The sequence below is a fragment of the Thiolinea disciformis DSM 14473 genome (genome assembly GCF_000371925.1).
GTDB classification, from domain to species: domain Bacteria; phylum Pseudomonadota; class Gammaproteobacteria; order Thiotrichales; family Thiotrichaceae; genus Thiolinea; species Thiolinea disciformis.
In genome coordinates this window covers 245,877-266,863 of record NZ_AQVE01000002.1, presented here as the reverse complement: position 1 = coordinate 266,863, position 20,987 = coordinate 245,877, and the positions used below count along the sequence as shown (strand labels likewise).

Below are 20,987 nucleotides of genomic sequence, written 5' to 3'. Positions count from 1 at the left end.
CGGGTATAGCGGGCTTTCTTGCCAGGTTGTTTCGTGCTCATTCTTCACCTCGTTTGCTGAGAATACTCGCTTTTCGAGGTGTCCACTATTCCTGGGTAGGATCATCCCAGAATTGATTGAAATTTAGGCCGCAAAACTGTTTAAAAAATGACTTCCGCAGGAGGTGTCTAATGACGTTCAATCGGATCGGGGATCACCATACACCCAGCTTCAACAGCGACTTTTTTTGCACAGTAACCCTCCCTAGCCTGTTGAATAATTGGCGGGTGTTGTGCTGAGTTCCAAAACACCAGCATCATGAAGATGAAAACGGTCAAAATCGCGGGCAAGAAAATAATGTCCATGATAATACTCACGCACCTCCTCTTCGATAAGCGTCATTTCATCACTAAATCGCGCACTAAAATGTGTCAATATCAGATTAGGAAGCGCATAATGCTCAGCAAATTCAGCAACTTGCTTGGCACTGCTGTGTTGTGGCAATGATCCGACTTTGTCAGCGATGGCCTGAGTAAAGGTCGCTTCATGAACCACCAATTTCACGTGGTCTAAATAAGGTGCTAATAATTCAGGCTTATCGTTATCCCCACCAATAATTACTGCATTGGGCGTTCTTGATTGCGCGTGAATCAGATAATCTTGCGCTAATAAAACGGTTTCCTCTGATAAATGTACATCCAGTCCCTGCTGCAATTGACCCCAAATCTTCCCTGGTGCGATCCCCTCAGCCTGTAATTTTGCTTGATTTAACCGCCGCTTTGGCGCAGCTAGCACTTCGATAAATTTGAAGGCAAACGACTCGACACGATGGGACAGCGGGATCACCTGCACCTTGAAATCGGGTAATGGTATGGATTCGTTTAAATCTTCAATTAAATAAAATTGAATAGGATAACTCATACGTGATTGTGTCAGTTGAAGGGTTGCTTCTAACCACGTTTTTAAATCGCGTGGCACAATTAGTTGTAAGACCTCAGTACGTCCTTGCAAGGCTGCACTGGCGAGTAAGCCGGGCAAACCATAACAATGATCACCATGGACATGGGTAATGAAAATACTATGCAGTGTGCGTAAGGATAGAGAACTTCGTAGTAATTGATGCTGGGTCGCTTCACCACAATCTACTAAGTACCAATGACGCGGCGTGCTTTGTAAGGCTAAAGCAGAGACATTCCGTTGTTTAGTTGGTGTCCCCGAAGACGTTCCTAAAAAAGTCAACTGCATAAGTCACTCTGGTGCCATTGATAACGACTACAAGCTTAACACTATCTCCTTTTGATTAAGGCGGATTACAGACAGCTAGCATGAATTCTGCTAAGTTTTTGGAAGTACTTTAGAGAGGGATACAGATCATGAAACGCTATGCAGGGTGGCTAATGGCTTTATTAATAAGTGGTGGCGCACTGATGCAAGCGACTGTTGCGGAGAACTTGCTAGCAACACCTGCTGAAACGGATATTCCTAAACCACCTAAGCCAACACCTTATGAACTGCCAACGTGGTTTAAACAAAGCTTTCTGGATTTAAGCGAAGATGCTAAAGAAGCCGCAGCCGCTGGTAAGCATGTTTTAGTCTTTTTTCATTTAGACAACTGCCCTTATTGCGACAAAATGCTAAAGGATAATTTTGAGCCTGAAACCCAAAAAACATACATTCAAAAACATTTTGATGTTGTTGAACTGAATGTACTAGGTTCACGAGAGGTCGCCTTTAGTAAAGACGTTTCGCTTACTGAAAAAGAACTAGCGACCCAGCTAGAAATTAAATATACGCCTACGATTTTATTTCTTGATGGTGACAATAAAGTAGTGACGCGTTTAAATGGCTATCAGGCTAATCGTGACTTTAATCGCATTATGGAGTTTGTCCAGACCAAAGCCTATGCAAAAGGTAATCTCGACGACTATTTGAAAGCTAATCCTGTTAAGACGAACTAATAAAAATGAACCCTGTTATTATTCGATTCTTTTTCATGCTCTGGTTGGCTTTTTTAAGCTTGCCACCTAGCCATGCTGCTAATTCATCCCCCTTGGATAATTTATTAAATAGTGCAAAAACTACTAACAATAACAATGATGAGCCTTTGCCAACTGAGCAAGCCTTTGCTTTGGTTGAGCCGCTTTATGATGGCAAACAAGTAATAGCGGGTTGGAAAATAGCACCTCATTATTATTTATATCGCAATAAAATCAAGATTGAAGTACTGGATAATGCTAACCAGCACTTCACCGTGGGAGCACTACAATTACCCGCTGGTGAGCAAAAGCAAGATGAGTATTTTGGTTTAGTGCAAGTGCTACATAATCAGGTCGATGCTGTGTTACCTTTAAGCGCAAAGCTTGAGGCGAAACAACTCAAACTTGCTTTGAGCTGGCAAGGCTGCGCGGAATTATTAGGGGTTTGTTACCCGCCAGAACGTAAAGTTTTTAGCGCTGAATTACCCAGTTCTGGCAATACGATCAATGTGACTTTTAAGGAAGTCAAAGAGCCAGAAACCCCAGAGGGTAATGGCTTAACATCTACGCCGCTTACTGAACAAGATCGTATTGCCAATACCTTAAGTAAAGGCAATAGTGTAGTGACTTTATTAAGTTTTTTCGGTTTTGGCTTATTGCTAGCTTTTACGCCTTGTATGTTTCCGATGATTCCTATTTTGTCAGGCATTATTGCGGGACAAAAAGATCTTAGCTCCTTAGCGGCCTTTCGCTTATCACTGGTCTATGTATTAGCCATGGCCTCAACTTATACCATCGCTGGGGTGATTACTGGTTTATTGGGCGCCAATTTACAAGCTTTTTTTCAACATCCATGGATTTTAATTAGCTTTAGCTTGGTATTTGTATTACTTGCCTTGGCGATGTTTGGGTTTTATGAATTACAAATGCCTGCTGCGATACAAAACCGTTTAAGTGCACTCAGTAATCGCCAATCAGGCGGTTCTTATTGGGGTGTGGCGATAATGGGTGTTTTGTCAGCCTTGATTGTAGGGCCTTGTGTTGCTGCGCCTTTAGCTGGGGCTTTGATTTATATAGGACAAAGTGGTGATGCGGTCTTAGGCGGTGCAGCACTATTTGCCTTAAGTCTAGGTATGGGCACACCTTTATTAGCGATTGGAACATCGGCTGGTAAAATAATGCCTCGGGCTGGGGCTTGGATGGAAAAAGTGCGCGTTATATTTGGCTTTTTACTCTTGGCGGTTGCACTCGTATTGTTGGAGCGGATTGTGCCAGCATGGGTCAATTTATTGCTCTGGGCAGCCTTATTGATTAGCGCGGCTATCTATATGGGAGCCATTAGCAGCCTGCCAGTGCAAAGCAGTAGCTTACAAAAAGTCTTTAAAGGACTCGGTTTAGCCGTGATGATTTATGGTGTGTTATTGATTCTAAGCGCTCTTCAAGGCGGCAAAGATGTATTTCACCCCATTCACTCCTTGCTTGCCAAGAATCAGTCTATCGATGACGGTCTTCATTTCCAAGCCGTTAAAGCGAACGAACTTCCCCAAGTGCTGAGCCAAGCCCAAGGCAAACCTGTTATGCTCGATTTTTATGCGGACTGGTGTGTAAGTTGTAAAGAAATGGAGCGCTACACTTTTCCAGATCCAGCAGTTAAACACGCGCTTGGCAACTTTAGCTTGCTACAAATAGATGTAACCGCGAACACGCCTGAACAACGCGCGCTCATGAAGCAATATAATGTGATTGGCCCACCCGCTATGTTATTTTTTAATAAGCAGGGTCAAGAATTGGCGTCGCTCCGCTTGGTCGGTTTTATGAAGGCGGAACCCTTCACTGCCCATATTCAACAAGTCACTGCCCAACCTTAGCCAATATTACACAGCCTCGACTCACACTGAACACTGTGTATTTAACATCCATTATTTTTATTGGCAGTGGCGGAAATCCGCCACTACTATCATCGAAGTTTTAGCGGAAATCCGCCACTTTTTTTATGATGGACATCCCCAAAAAATCATAAAACATTGATTAATAATAGATTAATTTAAAAACACTCACTAGCTAGTCAAGTCATTGATTTATTTTAATAATGAATAGGTCTGTTCGAGTCAAATCAACTAACTTGGAGTGAGAGATGAAAGCTTTCCTAAGCCTTACCACGGCTGTTGTATTGAGTATTGCTAGTTTAGCTACTTATGCAGCTGATCCTATTACCATCAAATTTAGCCATGTCGTTGCACCTGATACACCAAAAGGTAAAGCAGCAGAAAAATTTAAACAGTTGGCTGAAGAAAAAACCAAAGGCGCAGTGAAGGTTGAAGTTCATCCCAATAGCACACTTTACAAAGACAAAGAAGAAATGGAAGCCCTACAAATGGGTGCCGTGCATATGTTAGCGCCTTCGTTGGCAAAATTTGGCCCACTCGGTGTTAAAGAATTCGAAGTTTTTGATATTCCTTATATTTTCGATGGCTATGAAGCACTCCATAAAGTTACTCAAGGCGAAGTGGGCAAAAGCTTGTTAGCTAAATTAGAAGCGAAAGGCGTAAAAGGCTTAGCGTATTGGGATAATGGCTTTAAGGTCATGAGTGCCAATAAACCTTTAAAAACCGTCGATGATTTTAAAGGTTTAAAAATGCGTATTCAGTCTTCTAAAGTATTAGAAGCGCAAATGCGCGCTTTGGGTGCTAATCCCCAAGTTATGGCGTTCTCCGAAGTCTATCAAGCCCTCCAAACCGGTGTTGTCGACGGCACTGAAAACCCACCGTCTAACCTTTACACCCAAAAAATGCACGAAGTACAAAAGTACGTGACTAATTCTAATCACGGCTATTTGGGTTATGCGGTTATTGCTAATAAAGCTTTCTGGGACGGTTTGACCCCTGAAGTGCGCGGTCAATTGGAAGAAGCGATGAAGGAGGCCACTGATTATGCCAACCAAATCGCTAAAGAAGAAAATGACAAGGCACTAGAGGAAGTAAAAAAATCCGGCAAATCTGAAATTATTGAGTTAAGTGATGATGAAAAGAAAGCTTGGAAAGAAAAATTACTCCCAGTGCAAAAGGACAGTGCAGGTCGTGTTGGTCAAGATCTAATCGATTCGATTAATAAAGCTACTGGCACTAATTAACATTCCTCCTAGCGGCTCCCTGTCTTTGCTTTGCTGGATGGGGAGTTTCAAGCAGACCCCGTTCAGTAATAGCCTTAGCTTCTAAGCGCTATTCGATCACCACAGATAGGAGGAGAGTACTGTGAAATGGCTTGATCGTCTGGAAGAATTACTCATTATGTTTTTGATTGCCGCGGCCACTACGGTCATTTTTGTTGCGGTAGTCCATCGTTATTTATCGGGAATGCCCTTAGGCGCATTTCAAGATTATTTACTCAGCCTACATTTCAGTTGGGCACAAGAACTCTGCATTATCCTATTCGTCTGGATGGCTAAATTTGGTGCAGCTTATGGAGTACGCCAAGGCATACATGTCGGTGTTGATGTTTTAGTCAATCGACTCTCACCCGAAAAACGCCACGTGATGACCATTATCGCTTTAAGCGCTTGTATTCTATTTACCTCAACTGTTGCCGTCTTAGGGGCTTTATTGGTGTGGAAAACCGGCATGGCCTACGAAGTATTGACCAAATTGAATATGGATGTGGGCGCTTATTATGAAGGCACCACGACGCCTGATTTAGAATGGCCAGTCTGGGTCGTCTACTTAGCCATTCCACTGGGTTCGGCGTTAATGTGTTTCCGCTTCATTCAAGTCTTAAAAACCTTCCTAAAAACCGGCGAAATGCCACACCATGATCATGGTCATGTCGATGGTTTGGATGAAGAGCCCGCCTTAACCACTACGGAGCATAAAGCATGAGCGCCTTAATTATCTTTGGCTTATTGCTGGTGCTAATGCTCACCGGTATGCCCATCTCTATTGCGCTAGGTTTGACCGTTCTAACCTTCTTATTCACCATGACGAATACGCCACTCGAATCTGTGGCACTCAAACTTTTCACAGGCATTGAAAAGTTCGAAATCATGGCGATTCCTTTCTTTATCTTAGCCGGTAATTTTCTCACACACGGCGGTGTAGCAAAGCGCATGATCGCCTTTGCCTCCTCCATGGTTGGACATTGGTTTGGTGGCTTAGGCTTGGCTGGAGTCGTTGCTTGCGCTTTGTTCGCTGCGGTGTCTGGTTCAAGTCCTGCAACGGTAGTTGCGATTGGCTCAATCTTGCTACCGGCCATGGTGAAAGCGGGTTTTCCCAAGCAATTTGGAGCTGGGGTTATTACTACCTCAGGTGCGTTAGGGATTTTGATTCCTCCCTCTATTGTCATGGTTATGTATGCGGTCGCCACCAATTCATCTGTTGGCGCTTTATTCATGGCCGGTGTTGTACCAGGTGCCATGCTGGCGTTTCTGCTTGGTCTTACGACTTGGTATCGTGCACGCAAACACAATTATCCACGTCAACCCAAAGCCAGTCTGGGGGAGCGCTGGACAGCATTTCGCAATTCGGTTTGGGGATTATTGCTGATTATTGTAGTCATGGGTGGTATTTATAGCGGCATGTTTACTCCCACAGAAGCGGCGGCCATGAGCGCGGTGTATGCTTTTGTGATTGCTTTATTTGTCTATAAAGATATTGGTTGGAAAGATGTCCCCAAGGTTTTACTCAATTCAGCCAGCATGTCGGCCATGTTGCTGTATATCATTACCAATGCGGTCATGTTCTCCTTCATCATGACCGACCAAAATATCCCGCAAGCACTGGCTGACTGGATGCTTGCCAAAGGTATGGGCTATATCGTTTTCTTACTCGCAGTGAATATCTTATTACTCGCGGCCGGTAATTTTATGGAGCCTTCTAGCATTGTTTTGATTTTTGCACCTATTCTCTTTCCTATGGCAATAAAACTAGGTATTGACCCTATTCACTTTGGCATTCTTATGGTAGTCAACATGGAGGTAGGTATGTGCCATCCACCGGTTGGACTTAATCTATATGTTGCCTCAGGCATTACTAAGATGGGTATCACCGAATTGACTATCGCGGTATGGCCTTGGCTCTTAACCATGTTGGGCTTTTTAGCAGTAGTCACTTACTGGCCCGGCTTGAGCCTATGGCTACCTAAACTGCTAGGCATTATGTAATTTTACGATCTGCTCTCGTCATCTCCCCAAGGTGTAGGCGTCTTGGGGAGATTCTTCTTTAATCTCACTCGTTTATCTTTTCCACGAAACTTTCCTCATCTTCTCCACGTCTAACGTGTTATCTGTTCATCGTTCAACGTTAATAAATGAGGCTAGATGATGAAATCATCCAAATCTTTAGCGGGATTAGCATTAATCGGTAGCTTTTTACTGCTAGCAGGCTGTGTTCCAACCCATCATGGACATGGCGATCCACACAGTTTCGCCAGCGTAACGGTTGGAACGACGATTCCTTTAGGGGGACATGGCCATGCGAGTATCGGGCATGTGAATAGTTATGGTTATACCTATGGCGGTTACCACCCTCGCCCCTATCATTATGCTTGTGGTGGCCGTAGCTGTAATCGCCCTGGGCGTTATCCACGTCACTATTAATACGATTAGGCACTAAGCTGATGTACCAGCGCGTCACATCGGCTAAGCTCCCCTATTTTAGGTATGAGCCTAAACGGCTGTTTTAGGCTTTAAGCGTTTTTCAAGTACCGGAAAACGTTCCAATACGGCGGGTAGCACTTGTGCTAATTCATGTTCAAGCGGCTGGGTACTACACACCACCAAATCGGCAGTATTCTTATGTGGTTCAACAAATTGTTCGTGCATGGGGCGCACGGTTGCAAAATAATGCTCTAAAATATCATCCACGCTGCGCCCACGCTCACGCACATCGCGTGCCAGACGTCGTGCTAAACGTACATCGGCAGGGGCATCCACAAACACCGCAAAACTCAGTTGCTCGACCACCATTGGCAAAGAAAATAGCAGAAAACTATCAATAATCATCACGGGCGTAGCGGCCAGCGTTACTGTATCAGGATGACGGTCGTGACGAGCAAAATCATATTGCGGCATATAAACAATGTCACCTTTGCGCCATAACTTTAGATGCTCAGCGATTAACTGGCCTTCCAAAGCATCAGGGTGATCATAATTTCCCCGAATCTGTTCCGGTACTTTTTCCTTAGGCCAGTAATAAGCATCCAAACCAATAGTGGTTGCTACACCTGGCATAAAGGACTCAGCAAGTGCACGCGCAAGATAACTCTTGCCGCTGCCACTGCCGCCGCAAACGCCAATAAACACTGATTTTGTCATCACCGCCCTCCGTTAAGGCAGCGCACTGCGCAATGGCTCACGCTCAAATAATAGTTTTCCGGCGTATTTAGCACCTGCTGGCGTAAAGTGCCCACCATCAAACGAAATCAAACGCAAATCTGGGGTAAAAATGGGGCAAGTTGTACCTTGACCGCATAATATCTCGTGAATATCCACAAACACTTGTGCACCTAGCACTTTACGCAAACTGGCATTAATCACCGCCTGTTGCTCATCAATCGGATTACGCAAATTCGCCCATTCCGCTTCCGATTGGCGCAAATAACTGCGAGCGTTGATTTTACCAAAACTTTTTCTGCCCAGTACTAACAGCTTTTGTTCGGGGCGCAAGTTAAGATTATTAAGCGTTTCTGGCAAACGTTCTGCCGACCAAGTTTGCCAACTAGCGGCCAAAAATACGATGTCCGCTTGCTCAATTTGCTGTTTCGCTTGACTAAGATTATCCGAGCTACTGCACATGCTGGCATCACTAGGCTTAATAAACGCTGAGACATCTTCATTGCCTAGGTACATTTGGCAACGGGTGGGGATATAGCGCACACTCAATTGATAATTTTTTAAATGCTCATTTTCGCGCAAGGCATTAAATAAATCCTGTGCATGACTATCACCGACTAACAGTACTTTTTTACGCGCATCCTTGCTATCAAATGGTTTTTTAACCGCTTTAAGAAACTCGGCGCGCACATACTCACCTCCAGCTTCTGTATCCGCGTCTTTGAGTAATGCGGCGCGCAGATCATCATTCGCTTGTACGGGTAACACCATCCATATCGATAGCAGACAGCCCAATACTGCCTGCTTTATGCTGATTCCTTTCATAACTGCCCTATCTCACTTTTGATTTATGACAGTTACTGTAACGCATTACGCCTCTAAACGCATTACTGTACTAAAGGCAGTTCTTCTAATTTCACTTGACCCAGTTGGCTGGTAAAGCTCAGCGAATACGTAGAACCTTGCTGCTGGGAAACACCATGAATCTGATGATCTTTAGTGTCATAAATTTTGATCGTCCCAGCGTGTTGAATCGCCAAACGCTGTTTGGCTGGAAAAATGGCATAACGCATATCGTTTTGGGCACCCGCTGAACTCGGCACACCTAATTCAGCCGGCCACCACTGGCTCGAATAAGTACTACTGCTTGCACTAGGCTCAGTACTTTTAAACGCACCCTGTTCATTCGCCTTGGCTAAATCAGTCAAAGCACCATTCACACGCGCTTTTAAATCATTATTGAACATATCGCCAATCATAATCATGCCACCCCGACTCCATTGTCCCATGCCACCGAGTTCAGGATGATTAAACTGCGCCATAGTGCCTGAGCCTTGCTGCAAGGCTTGCATTAGGTTTTTTACTGCGCCTTCGCTCAATTGATAGCGTTTGGCAATTTCTTGAATAAGTTGATCTGTTTCCATTTATGACACTCCACCGCTGGTTTAGGTTTTTTTAACTATGCAAAAAATTAGCCAGTTCACGAAAAACGTGCAGGTAAACCTTTGCTATACAGGAGTATGGTTGCAATGCTTACAAAAGCAAGAGCAGCTAAGCATGCAAAACTAAAGACTTGGCGACGCGTAAAGCGTCCCTTTTCACGAAATGGACGTTCAACAAAACGCCAACTCATATAGGCCAAACTTAAAGTTAGGCCTATTAAACCCAGCATAAGCCATTGATTCGGTTCATCAGCCAACCATAAGCGTGTTAAAGCAAATAACGGTTGGTGCCACAAATAAGCACTGTAGGAAATCAATCCAACTCCCACCCAAGGCTTCAGTGACAACCAGCGACCCACATAGGTGTGTTGATCAGCCCACAACAGAATCAAGGCCGCGCCCAAAGTCGGGATCAAGCTGTATACACTAGGAAACGGTAAATCATCATGAATAAAAAAGATGCCGAGCGCTATCAATACTAAACCTAAAGCAGCGGCTAGCTCTTTAAATAAGCCCGTATGATGAGCAACCTGTGCACCATATAAAGCCGCCAAAGCGCCTACCAGTAATTCCCACGCACGTGAGGGCAAGAGAAAGAAATTCGCCTCGGGTGCAGCACGCCATAAATACTCACTTAAAAATAGGCTAGCTAGCGCTAAGCCCATCAGCACCAGACCCATTAACTTACGTGAGTTTTTTAAGAGTACAATGAGCAAAAGCGGATACAACACATAGAACTGCTCTTCGACGGCCAAGCTCCAAGTATGCAGTAAAGGTAATACTTCAGCATCCGGCGAAAAGTAATTGCTTTCCTTCCAAAAAAGTAGATTCGACACAAATAAAATGACAGCAATCACACTACGTGCAAAGGCCATTAATTCATGCGGCAAAAGTACCCACAGAGCAAATGGCAAACACACCAACAGCATAAAAAACAAAGCAGGCAAAATTCTCCGCACACGTCTTTCATAGAAATGAATCAGACTATAATTCCCAGCTTGCCAATCACTCACAATGATTTGTGTGATTAAAAAACCACTAATGACAAAGAAAATATCCACACCAACAAAGCCACCCTGAAAAGTCTGCCAGCCAGCATGGTAAAAAATGACCGGCAAAACCGCCAGCGCCCTCAATCCATCGATTTCCTTACGGTACTGCATCCTAGTAACCCTCGTTGAATAGAGGGGGGATTAAAGCATGAAGCACCGCTTGATCAAAACTTTAAGCGGGTAATTGTGTAGGCATAAAAGCCCATGAATTTGCTATTACTTCGCCTAGCCTAGTTTTTTCCAGTGCTAAGCCTTAGGACTAGCGCTGTATTGCGCTCACATTTGCTTCCAAAATCCACTACAATTTTCATTTTTGCCCAAACAGAAACGATGACAAACACGGCAAATACACGCATGAGTACAGTCAAAACGACCCGCTACACTTGGTCTGATATTGCACAGCATATCCAACAACACCGAGGCCTATTGATTCGCGCCAATAGCGTGGCCATTGTGGCGGCACTGATCAGTGTCCCGATTCCGCTTTTCATTCCTTTATTGGTGGATGAGGTTTTGCTGCATAAGTCTGGCACGCTGACGCAGTTTATGAATCAGGTCTTTCCGGCGACTTGGCATGGCGCCATGTTGTATGTCATTGCTGCGACAGTGGTGACGATTTTGCTGCGTTTCTTATGGCTGGTATTTGCGGTCTGGCAGACACGCGAATTTACGCTCATTAGTAAAGATATCACCTTCACCATTCGCAAGCGCCTACTGGAACATTTGCAGACTATTGCGCTGTCCGAATATGAGACCTTGGGGAGTGGCTCAGTGAGTTCGCGTTTAGTGGTGGATGTAGAAACGATTGATACTTTTTTATCGACCACGATTAGTCGCTTTATTGTTTCCATCATCACCCTGCTTGGCGTCACAGCCGTATTACTGTGGCTGCATTGGCAATTAGCACTTTTCATTCTGATTTTGAACCCTTTCGTGGTCTTACTCACCATGAAGCTGGGCAAATACGTAAAAGAACTGAAAAAGAAAGAAAATGCCGCCTTTGAATTATTCCAACAAGCCTTGACTGAAACCTTGGATGCTATTCAACAAGTACGTGCTAGTAACCGTGCTGCTAGCTTTTTTGGTTTGGTGACCCAACATGCCGAAGCGGTGAAAACAAATGCGGCTCAATATACGTGGCGCAGTGATGCAGGTAATCGTTTATCCTTTACTATCTTCATCGTGGGCTTTGACGTGTTTCGCGCAGTCAGCATGTTAATGGTGGTGTTTTCTGATTTGCAGATCGGCGAAATGTTCGCGGTATTCAGCTATTTATGGTTCATGATGGCGCCAGTCCAAGAAATCCTAAATATCCAATACGGCTATTATGGTGCGAATGCCGCTTTGAAGCGGATTAATGAATTATTGGCCATGAAAGTCGAGCCCGTCTATCCGCCGTTAAAAAACCCATTCAAAGATCAACATACGGTCAGTGTGCGTGCCGAACATATTACTTTTGCCTATGGCGATAAATCACCGGTGCTGCGTGATGTGAATTTATCTATTCCAGCCGGACAGAAAGTGGCTTTAGTAGGCGCCAGTGGTGGTGGTAAATCAACCTTTGTCCAAGTCTTATTGGGCTTATACCAGCCGCAGCAAGGTCAGATTTATTTCAATGATGTCCCCGTTACTGAGATTGGCTTAGAGGTAGTACGCGAACATGTTGCCACCGTATTACAGCAACCTGCCCTATTTAACGACACGGTGCGTGCCAATCTTAGCTTAGGGCGCGAGGCAAATGATGATGCGCTATGGCAAGCCTTGAAGATTGCGCAATTAGAGGATGTGATTCGCGATTTAGCTGAGGGCTTGGATACGCAAATTGGACGCAATGGGGTACGTTTATCCGGCGGACAACGTCAACGCTTAGCGATTGCCCGCATGGTGCTTTCGAATCCACAGGTCGTGATTTTGGACGAAGCCACGTCCGCACTGGACATGGAGACCGAATACAAACTCCATGAAGCCTTAAATCACTTTTTGCGTCAACGCACTACTTTAATCATTGCCCATCGCCTGAGTGCGATTCGCCAAGCCGATAAAATTTTGGTGTTTGAAGGGGGCACAATTAGCGAACAAGGTAGCCATCAAGACCTTATGCGCCACGATGGTTTCTATCGAAAATTGTATGCGGGAAGCGATGAGCTAAATCACTAACCAACATATGTTCTAATAAACTAAAAGTCCTTGCGGATATTTTTCAATCACAAATGCCTCAAATTTATTTACTATGTAATTATTACTACTGCCCCAAGGGCTTATCTTTAAATCTGTTGTAAAAACTTCATTTTTTCCTAATTTATAACTTTGATTAAAATCGTTTGCGATAGTTTTCAGTGCCCCGATAGAATAACGCTGCTTGTTAATAGTAACAATATGAGAGTTTGTGAGAATTTTTCTATCAGCTAAATCCCCTCGCATTACCACTAACTCACCAACAACCCCAACTCCACCCAGTAGCTCTACCTTTGGATTATTAATATCTTGGGGCATCGCTATTCTTTTAACTGTCAACTCATGTCCTTTATCTACTGGATTAGTACAACTGCTTAGAACAAGCACCCATATAAACAAAGTGATGAGCGAAACTCTGTCTTTGCTGAGCTTGCTAATAGAAGTCATATTAATGTGTTACCATCCTCTATTTAAAATCGAAGCCACATTAATAATAGCCATGAATACGGCGCAAAGCGAGATAACTCACGCTTTGCTTGATCAGGATCAACACCGGCGCAAATCCAAAGTATAAGGATAATCCGCATTGACTTCGGCTGGTTCTGCTTTCACTACCCCTGGCGTATGTTCAATCACACGGAAACGTGAAATACGTCGCCCTTCCGCCTCAAAGGCATTCACAGGGAAGGCTTCATAACTGCGCCCACCCGGATGCACCACATGATAAGAACAGCCACCTAAGGAACGATTATTCCATGTGTCCACAATGTCGAAAATCAGCGGTGAGTGTACGCCAATGGTAGGGTGTAAAGCTGATGGTGGTTGCCATGCGCGGTAACGTACACCTGCTACATATTCACCTTGTTTGCCTGTCGGATGTAATGGCACCGTGCGGCCATTGCAGGTAATCACATAACGCGAATCGGTTAAGCCACGCACTTTAACCTGTAAGCGCTCTACCGAGGAATCCACATAACGTGCTGTTCCCGTGCTACTCATTTCCTCGCCCAAGATATTCCAAGGCTCTAAAGCCGCACGTAACTCTAGCTCCAAACCGCGACGCTGCACACGCCCATAGACGGGAAAACGAAATTCTTGGAACGGCTCTAACCAGCTTGGATCAAACGCATAACCCGCTGCTTGTAGTTCTTCGCACACTTCCTTCATATCCTGCTCCACATAATGGGGCAGCATGAAACGGTCGTGTAGTTCAGTTCCCCACCGCACTAAGCGGTGCTGATAGGGTTGTTTCCAGAATCGAGCGACCAAGGTACGCAATAAAAGCATTTGAACCAAAGACATACGCGCATGAGGCGGCATTTCAAAGGCACGGAACTCCAATAAACCTTGACGCCCACTGGCAGAGTCAGGCGAATACATTTTATCAATACAGAATTCGGAACGATGGGTATTACCAGTGATATCCACCAACAAATTACGCAGCAAACGATCTACTAACCAAGGCTGATCATTCTTTCCTTTGGGCATTTGCTGGAAGGCAATTTCCAACTCATACAAGCTTTCATTGCGCGCTTCATCCACCCGTGGTGCTTGGCTAGTAGGGCCAATAAACATGCCCGAAAATAGATAAGAAAGCCCGGGGTGATGCTGCCAATAGGTGATTAAACTGCGTAACAAATCTGGACAACGCAAGAATGGACTATCAATCGGTTTTGCGGCACCCATCGTTACATGATTACCACCACCCGTGCCGGTATGGCGGCCATCGAGCATGAATTTTTCCGTACCCAAGCGTGAAATACGGGCTAATTCGTATAAAACTTCGGTATTTTCAACGATGGTCTGCCAATTCGAAGCCGGATGAATATTCACCTCAATCACCCCAGGATCAGGGGTAATCTTGAAGGATTTCAAACGTGGATCGTGTGGCGGATCATAGCCCTCAATCACAATGGGCATTTCTAATTCCGATGCCGTTTGTTCCAAGGACTCGATCAAATCTAAATAATGCTCCAATACTTTGAGTGGTGGCAAAAATACGTGCAAGCGTCCATCCCGTGCTTCAATGCAAATCGCTGTACGCGGAATATCACGAAATACTTTATTTGACGTTTTCTGCATACTGCTCAAGGTTTGGCCTTGAGCAGCTATAGACGTGTTTAAAGAATAACGTTCACGATAATGCCAATTCGTTGTACCAAAATCTGGTAAGTCCTCATGTTCCGCAAAAGGATCAGGTTCGACCTCCAACTCGCGGTCTTCCTCCATCACCCATGGCAGTGAATCCAAGGGCAAGCGATAACCCATGGGTGAATTGCCCGGAATCAGATACATCTGCTCACGCCGAAATTCCCAAGGTGTGCCCACCCAGCCACGATAATCATCCCAGCTTAAGGGTAAGGCAAAACCCGTGGGTGTATCCAAACCACGCTGCAAAGCCAGTACCAAATCATTACGATGCTTTGTATCGCGCAAATCTAGCGTCAACCAATCGACATTGGGTGGCTGATTAGCCTCTTTCCACAAATAATATAAACGGTCTTCGTAACCTGCTTTAATATACTGTGTTTCAATCCCTAATTTGCTGCATAAAAGTTTAGTGAAACACTCAGCCTGTTCCGCTTTAAAGCCATAATTGCGCCCATCCTCCGCCAAATAGTGGGGATTGCGCCATACGGGCACACCATCAGGGCGCCAATAACAACCTAATGCCCAACGCGGAAAAGGTTCGCCCGGATACCATTTGCCCTGTCCATATTGCAAAACACTGCCTTGAGCAAAATGCGCCTGCATATGTTTCAGTAACACGTTCGCGCGTTCGCGTTTGTGCTCCCCTAGGGCTGCTGTATTCCATTGTGCCGACTCCATATCGTCAATCGACACAAATGTTGGCTCACCCCCCATGGTTAAACGCACATCACCGGCTTGCAGCTCGTTTTCAACCTGCTCGCCCAGTGCTAACACTGCCTGCCACTGATCATCATTATAAGGTTTGGTAACCCGTGGATCTTCGTGAATCCGCGTGACTGAATTGCTGTGGAAAAATTCAACCTCACAAATCCCTGTCGCACCCTCCACCGGCGCCGCACTCCCAGGATTAGGGGTACAGGCCAAGGGAATATGCCCTTCGCTGGCGAATAAACCAGAGGTCGGATCAAGGCCAATCCAGCCAGCACCCGGCACATATACTTCCGTCCATGCGTGTAAATCGGTGAAATCTGCTTCAGGACCACTGGGGCCATCCAAGGATTTTTGATCTGCCGTTAACTGAATTAAATAGCCAGATACAAAGCGTGCCGCCAAACCTAGGTGTCGTAAAATCTGCACTAACAACCAAGCTGTATCACGGCAAGAACCGCGCCGAATCGACAAGGTTTCTTCGCAACTTTGCACCCCCGGCTCCATACGAATATTATAAGCGATATACTGTTGTAGCCTTTGATTCAGCCCCACCAAAAAATCATTGATATGCTGAGTGCTCCGATTAATACCCTTTAACCACGCTTGTAGTAAAGGCCCTGATTCGATAATTTCTAAGTAAGGAGCTAATTCTTGTTTTAAAATCGGTTTGTATTCAAAGGGATACTTTTCCGCATAATCCTCGACGAAAAAATCGAAAGGATTAATGGAAACCATTTCTGCAATTAATTCGACCTCAATACTGAGCTCTTTTAAGCGCTCTGGAAATACTAGGCGCGCTAAATAATTACCAAAAGCGTCTTGCTGCCAATTAATAAAATAATCGCTTGCACCAATTTTTAAGGAATAGGCATGAATGGGTGTGCGTGAATGCGCTGCAGGACGTAGACGGATCACATGCGGAAAAATATTTACAAAACGGTCAAATTTATAAACCGTTTTATGGTTCAAAGCGACATGAATACTCATGTAGTTAGCAGCCTCTCGCTAGAAATAGCAAATAAAATTAGTATTGGACTTGGCTTTGCTTTTGCCCTACGGGTTTTTCCTGACGATATTGTGAAATATCCAAGTCTGGATAAAACCATTGCTTACCAATTTTATTATGTAGCGTTGTCAGTTCAGCTTGTAGACTATCCATGAATGAAGCAATTTCATTGACTGGAATCGCGCGAATATCTTGTTCTTCAAACTGCTCCAATAAGCGCATACTGATGGTACGAACCGCTTCTGGCTCAGGCAGGCGTGCTAAATATTGATCAATATGCGCTAAAGAATAGGTTAAGGAACGTGGAAAAATGCGGTCGCAGACCAAGAAATCCATTACTTCACTGCCTTCAATGCGCGAATTTTTATGGCGCAAATACATTTGTCGCGCACCCAAAGCTGATAACAAACCTGACCAGACAATACTGTCATAGCGGCGCAGCGCTTCACTTCTGGCATCTGATAATAATAAAGCGGTCATTTCTAAAGTACGGCTGGTCATATCGGTGCGTTCCATATGCTTACCGATTTGCATGAAATCATAAGCATGGTCGCGGCTCATATGACTATCTAATACACCGCGAATCCGCTGGCAACCAGACATCACATTGCGTAATAAAGCTTGACGGCTATGTCGACTATTTAAGGTTGATAAACTAGCCTGTAATTTAATATAGGTTTGATTAACCTGCTCCCAAGCCTCATCCGGTAATAAATCTAAGGAAGTCCGTACATTTTCTCGAAGACCAGAGAATGATGTCATAATCGAGGACATATTATCGCGATCTGCAATCATAAATTGCATGACATTGATTTCATCCATGACTTTATGATGTTTACTAAACGTTTCTTCAGCATTAAAAATCTTGATTAGGGTGTACCAATCAATCTCCATGCTTTCCGGTAAATCCATCAATAAAGAGCTATGTACATTAATTAAACGCGCTGTATTTTCGGTACGCTCTAAATAACGCGCCATCCAATAAAGTCTATCGGCAACTCGTGATAACATCATACAGCGACACCCCCATTCAATGTGTTGTCATCGACAATCCACGTATCCTTACTACCGCCACCTTGGGATGAATTAACGACTAGCGAACCTTTACGCATCGCTACCCGTGTTAAACCACCTGGGGTAACATAAATATCTTTGCCACTGAGAATAAAAGGGCGCAAATCTAAATGGCGTGGTTCAATATTGCCATCACAAATCGTTGGATTGACTGACAAACTCAAGGTCGGTTGTGCAATATAATTATTAGGATTTTCTTGAATTAATTGACGGAATTCTTCCACTTTATCTGCACTAGAGTGTGGCCCTACCAACATGCCATAACCACCGGATTCATTAGCTGGCTTCACCACCAATTCGGCTAAATGCTCAAGTACATAGGCCATATCATCAGGTTTGCGGCAAACCCAAGTCGGCACATTCGGCAAGGAAGGTTCTTCACCCAGATAATAGCGAATAAAATCAGGCACATAAGCGTAAATGACTTTATCATCTGCCACACCACAACCTGGCGCATTCGCAATCGCCACTTTGCCCTCACGCCACGCCCGCATAATCCCGGGAATACCTAACATCGAATCTTTTCGAAATACTTCAGGGTCAATAAAATCATCATCAATACGGCGATAAATCACATCCACGCGTTCAGGCCCTTGAATGGTTTTCATATACACATAACCATCCGCACCCACCGCCAAATCCGCCCCCTCCAATAACACTAAACCTGCTTGTTGGGCTAAGTAAGCGTGCTCAAAATAGGCCGAGTTATAAATACCAGGTGTTAATAATGCGATGGTTGGCTGCTCTAAATCGGGGCGCAAAGAGGCGAGCATTTCATATAATTGAGCCGGATAAACACTGACGGGGCTGATCGGCAAGAGATTGAAAATTTCGGGTAGAACACGCTTAATGACACGACGGTTTTCAAGCATATAAGCCACGCCTGAGGGTACACGCAGATTATCTTCTAATACATACATCACACCATCGCTATGTCGCACTAAATCGGAGCCACAAATATTCGCCCAAACCCCATGCGGGGGCGTCATCCCGACACAAGCTTCGCGATAACCTTTGGACTGCATCACTACATCGCGCGGAATTACGCCATCTTTTAGCGCACGCTGTTCATTGTAGACGTCCTGAATGAACATATTTAGTGCGCGAATTCGTTGTTTTAGCCCTGCTTCAGTGCGCGCCCATTCTGTGCCAGCAATCACACGGGGAATAAGATCGAAGGGCCAAGCGCGATCAATATTGCCTGCATCACTGTACACCGTAAAAGTAATGCCCATCTCACGAATGACCATTTCCGACTCAGTCACACGATGGTGAAACTCATCCGGACTTAGCCCTTGCAAATAGCCAATCAGCTTTTGACTATGGCCTCGAATCTGCTGACGTGCCGCGATTAGCTCATCATATAACTGACCCGGATCGTATTGACTCCATTGCTCTTTCATATCATATCCACCCGATTAATATCCTGAACTCTCAAGCAAGTTCCATGCCTATGTTTGGTATTAGCGAAAATTATAATGATTTTGATACTTAACCGACGGACTTAGATAAAACGTCAAGCATCTTTATGATCAGCCTTAATTTTTAAAAAATTATAAGCCTTTTTATCAAAACACTAAGCAACAAATTGAAGCAACTCTGACATCAATTCTCAAGCATTGCTAGCACTTATTTGTTAAATTTTTCAAGCAATTGCAGTGCGATTCGCCTAGAAATTAGACTTAGCTTATAGGACAATCGCATTATCTTTGATAGATTAGGAAATTTCATGCCTATTTCCCGCACGCCCCAAAACCAGCATGATTAATCGCTATAATCACAATAAAACAGGAGACCTGCGCCATGCCCCACGCATTGAAATACGAATTCACTATTTTTGCTGATTATTTACAAGGCGAACAAGATGCACCAACACGCCATGAGTATGTGGATGGGCAAATTTATGCCATGAGTGGTGCAAGTGCGACACATAATATTATTGCCGGTGAATTATTTGCGGCATTACATTCGAAAACTGAACCACCTTGCCACGTGTTTATTTCCGATATGAAAGTACTGATTAAACAGCAGGACAAACAGTTTGCGTATTATCCTGATCTGATGGTGAGCTGTGAAAAAGATACTGACAATGCTTATTATCGTGAGCAAGCGATCTTGCTAGTTGAAGTCTTATCACCCGCCACTCAACGCACAGACTTGGGTGAAAAACTCGCCAATTACACCCTTATTCCTAAGTTTGCGCGAATATCTCATTGTGTCGCAAGACACACCACATGTGCAGCTCTATCGTCGCCATACCAACTGGAAAGCTGAATATTATTATGCAGGCGACACTTTAACGTTGGAATCAGTAGAGCTATCTCTAGCCGTAGAACCAATTTACCGCCGCGTGCGTAAAGAGGTTGGCTTAACATAAAAACCAGGGCAATCGCTTGAAAGGAGTGACTGAACTAGGTGTTCTGGTCTACTAAAAACGGACACTCTGTTAAGAGGTGTTTTATGATCAGTACTGATGAAATCTAGGAGACTAGGATGAAGCAGAAACGCCAGTATGATGAAGCCTTTAAGAAAGCAGCGGTGTTATTAGTCACGGAGCAAAGCTATGGCATGATGCAGGCCGCCGAAGCGGTGGGCACGAGTGTCAAAAATCTGCAACGTTGGAAGCAGCAGTATACGCAGACGGGTAGTGTGAATGGCCTATTAAACCCAGAAGAGCATAGCGAATTGTTACGTTTCGCCGTGAAGTGAAACAACTTCAGAGGGAGGAAGAGACCCTAAAAAAGGTGAGCGCCTTCTTGGCGCGAGAAATGAACTAAAGTATCGTTTTATTAAGCAGTTACCGAAGGCTTACCCCACTCGATTAGCCTGTCGTGTAGTGGGTGTCAGCCTTAGTGTCTATTATGCCTGGCGGACATCGTTAGCAGCGTATATCCGTTATTACAACCATCAACGCTTACACACCGCTAATGGCGATTTAGCGCCCGTGACCTTTGAACCAATGACTCTTAAAAATGTGTCCTAAATCACTTGACCAGAACACTTTGCCCGTTTTGATAAGAAGGCTCAGAACTTTATGGCTCTAGGCTCTGTTACCATTTAGTGTAAGCGATTGATTAATTTGGCATATCAAAACCGAAG

At 44.5% G+C, this 20,987-nt stretch carries 19 protein-coding genes; 10 read left to right on the top strand and 9 right to left on the bottom strand.

What is annotated here, in order from left to right:
- Positions 1-243: 243 nt before the first annotated feature.
- Entirely contained in the window at positions 244-1,224 is a 981-nt protein-coding gene (locus tag A3IE_RS0102810; RefSeq protein ID WP_020394067.1) for a ribonuclease Z, read from the bottom strand.
- 128 nt (positions 1,225-1,352) lie between these two features.
- Here A3IE_RS0102810 and A3IE_RS19735 point away from each other — a divergent pair, with 128 nt between their 5' ends.
- The 6 genes from A3IE_RS19735 (at position 1,353) to A3IE_RS0102780 (ending at position 7,542) form a co-directional block, all read left to right on the top strand.
- Positions 1,353-1,937 (top strand): thioredoxin family protein, encoded by a 585-nt coding sequence (locus A3IE_RS19735; RefSeq protein WP_020394066.1) that lies wholly within the window; start codon positions 1,353-1,355, stop codon positions 1,935-1,937.
- A 5-nt stretch (positions 1,938-1,942) separates the two neighbouring features.
- Positions 1,943-3,823, top strand: a complete 1,881-nt coding sequence (gene dsbD, locus A3IE_RS0102800) for a protein-disulfide reductase DsbD (RefSeq protein WP_245539169.1) — start codon at positions 1,943-1,945, stop codon at positions 3,821-3,823.
- Between the two features lie 266 nt (positions 3,824-4,089).
- On the top strand, positions 4,090-5,085 hold the full coding sequence (locus A3IE_RS0102795) for a TRAP transporter substrate-binding protein (RefSeq protein WP_020394064.1): 996 nt from the start codon (positions 4,090-4,092) through the stop codon (positions 5,083-5,085).
- A 121-nt stretch (positions 5,086-5,206) separates the two neighbouring features.
- A complete protein-coding gene (locus A3IE_RS0102790; protein ID WP_020394063.1) occupies positions 5,207-5,827 on the top strand; it encodes a TRAP transporter small permease in 621 nt (206 codons plus the stop codon).
- On the top strand, positions 5,824-7,107 hold the full coding sequence (locus tag A3IE_RS0102785) for a TRAP transporter large permease (RefSeq protein ID WP_020394062.1): 1,284 nt from the start codon (positions 5,824-5,826) through the stop codon (positions 7,105-7,107). Before A3IE_RS0102790 ends, A3IE_RS0102785 begins: the two co-directional genes overlap by 4 nt.
- A 156-nt stretch (positions 7,108-7,263) precedes the next feature.
- Complete coding sequence (locus A3IE_RS0102780) at positions 7,264-7,542, top strand: hypothetical protein (RefSeq protein ID WP_020394061.1); 279 nt, start codon at positions 7,264-7,266, stop codon at positions 7,540-7,542.
- A gap of 69 nt (positions 7,543-7,611) precedes the next feature.
- On the opposite strand, the gene udk is transcribed toward A3IE_RS0102780, so the two are convergent.
- From udk to A3IE_RS0102760, 4 genes are all read right to left on the bottom strand, one after another.
- On the bottom strand, positions 7,612-8,259 hold the full coding sequence (gene udk, locus A3IE_RS0102775) for a uridine kinase (protein WP_020394060.1): 648 nt from the start codon (positions 8,257-8,259) through the stop codon (positions 7,612-7,614).
- Positions 8,260-8,271: 12 nt separating this feature from the next.
- On the bottom strand, positions 8,272-9,102 hold the full coding sequence (locus A3IE_RS0102770; RefSeq protein WP_157832825.1) for an SGNH hydrolase domain-containing protein: 831 nt from the start codon (positions 9,100-9,102) through the stop codon (positions 8,272-8,274).
- A gap of 62 nt (positions 9,103-9,164) precedes the next feature.
- Entirely contained in the window at positions 9,165-9,701 is a 537-nt protein-coding gene (locus A3IE_RS19730; RefSeq protein WP_020394058.1) for a hypothetical protein, read from the bottom strand.
- 56 nt (positions 9,702-9,757) lie between these two features.
- A complete protein-coding gene (locus tag A3IE_RS0102760) occupies positions 9,758-10,882 on the bottom strand; it encodes an acyltransferase family protein (RefSeq protein ID WP_020394057.1) in 1,125 nt (374 codons plus the stop codon).
- A gap of 219 nt (positions 10,883-11,101) precedes the next feature.
- On the opposite strand from A3IE_RS0102760, the gene A3IE_RS0102755 reads away from it, so the two are divergent.
- Positions 11,102-12,928: an ABC transporter ATP-binding protein gene (locus tag A3IE_RS0102755; protein WP_020394056.1), complete on the top strand. Its 1,827-nt coding sequence runs from the start codon at positions 11,102-11,104 to the stop codon at positions 12,926-12,928.
- A gap of 12 nt (positions 12,929-12,940) precedes the next feature.
- Here the strand turns inward: A3IE_RS0102755 and A3IE_RS0102750 are convergent, their stop codons facing one another.
- The 4 genes from A3IE_RS0102750 to A3IE_RS0102735 all read right to left on the bottom strand — a co-directional run bounded on the left by A3IE_RS0102750 (position 12,941) and on the right by A3IE_RS0102735 (position 19,291).
- The gene (locus A3IE_RS0102750) at positions 12,941-13,393 is read right to left on the bottom strand and encodes a hypothetical protein (protein WP_020394055.1); all 453 of its coding nucleotides are present in this window, start codon (positions 13,391-13,393) and stop codon (positions 12,941-12,943) included.
- A 99-nt stretch (positions 13,394-13,492) separates the two neighbouring features.
- Positions 13,493-16,795 (bottom strand): transglutaminase family protein, encoded by a 3,303-nt coding sequence (locus A3IE_RS0102745; protein WP_020394054.1) that lies wholly within the window; start codon positions 16,793-16,795, stop codon positions 13,493-13,495.
- Between the two features lie 37 nt (positions 16,796-16,832).
- A complete protein-coding gene (locus tag A3IE_RS19725; protein ID WP_020394053.1) occupies positions 16,833-17,828 on the bottom strand; it encodes an alpha-E domain-containing protein in 996 nt (331 codons plus the stop codon).
- A complete protein-coding gene (locus A3IE_RS0102735; protein WP_020394052.1) occupies positions 17,825-19,291 on the bottom strand; it encodes a circularly permuted type 2 ATP-grasp protein in 1,467 nt (488 codons plus the stop codon). Before A3IE_RS0102735 ends, A3IE_RS19725 begins: the two co-directional genes overlap by 4 nt.
- 400 nt (positions 19,292-19,691) lie before the next feature.
- Here A3IE_RS0102735 and A3IE_RS21585 point away from each other — a divergent pair, with 400 nt between their 5' ends.
- From A3IE_RS21585 to A3IE_RS23365, 3 genes are all read left to right on the top strand, one after another.
- Positions 19,692-20,162 carry a Uma2 family endonuclease gene (locus A3IE_RS21585; RefSeq protein ID WP_245539168.1) on the top strand — a complete coding sequence of 157 codons (471 nt, stop codon included), beginning with the start codon at positions 19,692-19,694 and terminating at the stop codon, positions 20,160-20,162.
- Positions 20,163-20,381: 219 nt separating this feature from the next.
- Positions 20,382-20,597, top strand: coding sequence for a transposase (locus A3IE_RS21580; RefSeq protein ID WP_020394051.1), 216 nt, complete (start codon positions 20,382-20,384; stop codon positions 20,595-20,597).
- Positions 20,598-20,724: 127 nt separating this feature from the next.
- Positions 20,725-20,871: an IS3 family transposase gene (locus A3IE_RS23365; RefSeq protein ID WP_157832824.1), complete on the top strand. Its 147-nt coding sequence runs from the start codon at positions 20,725-20,727 to the stop codon at positions 20,869-20,871.
- Positions 20,872-20,987: the final 116 nt, after the last annotated feature.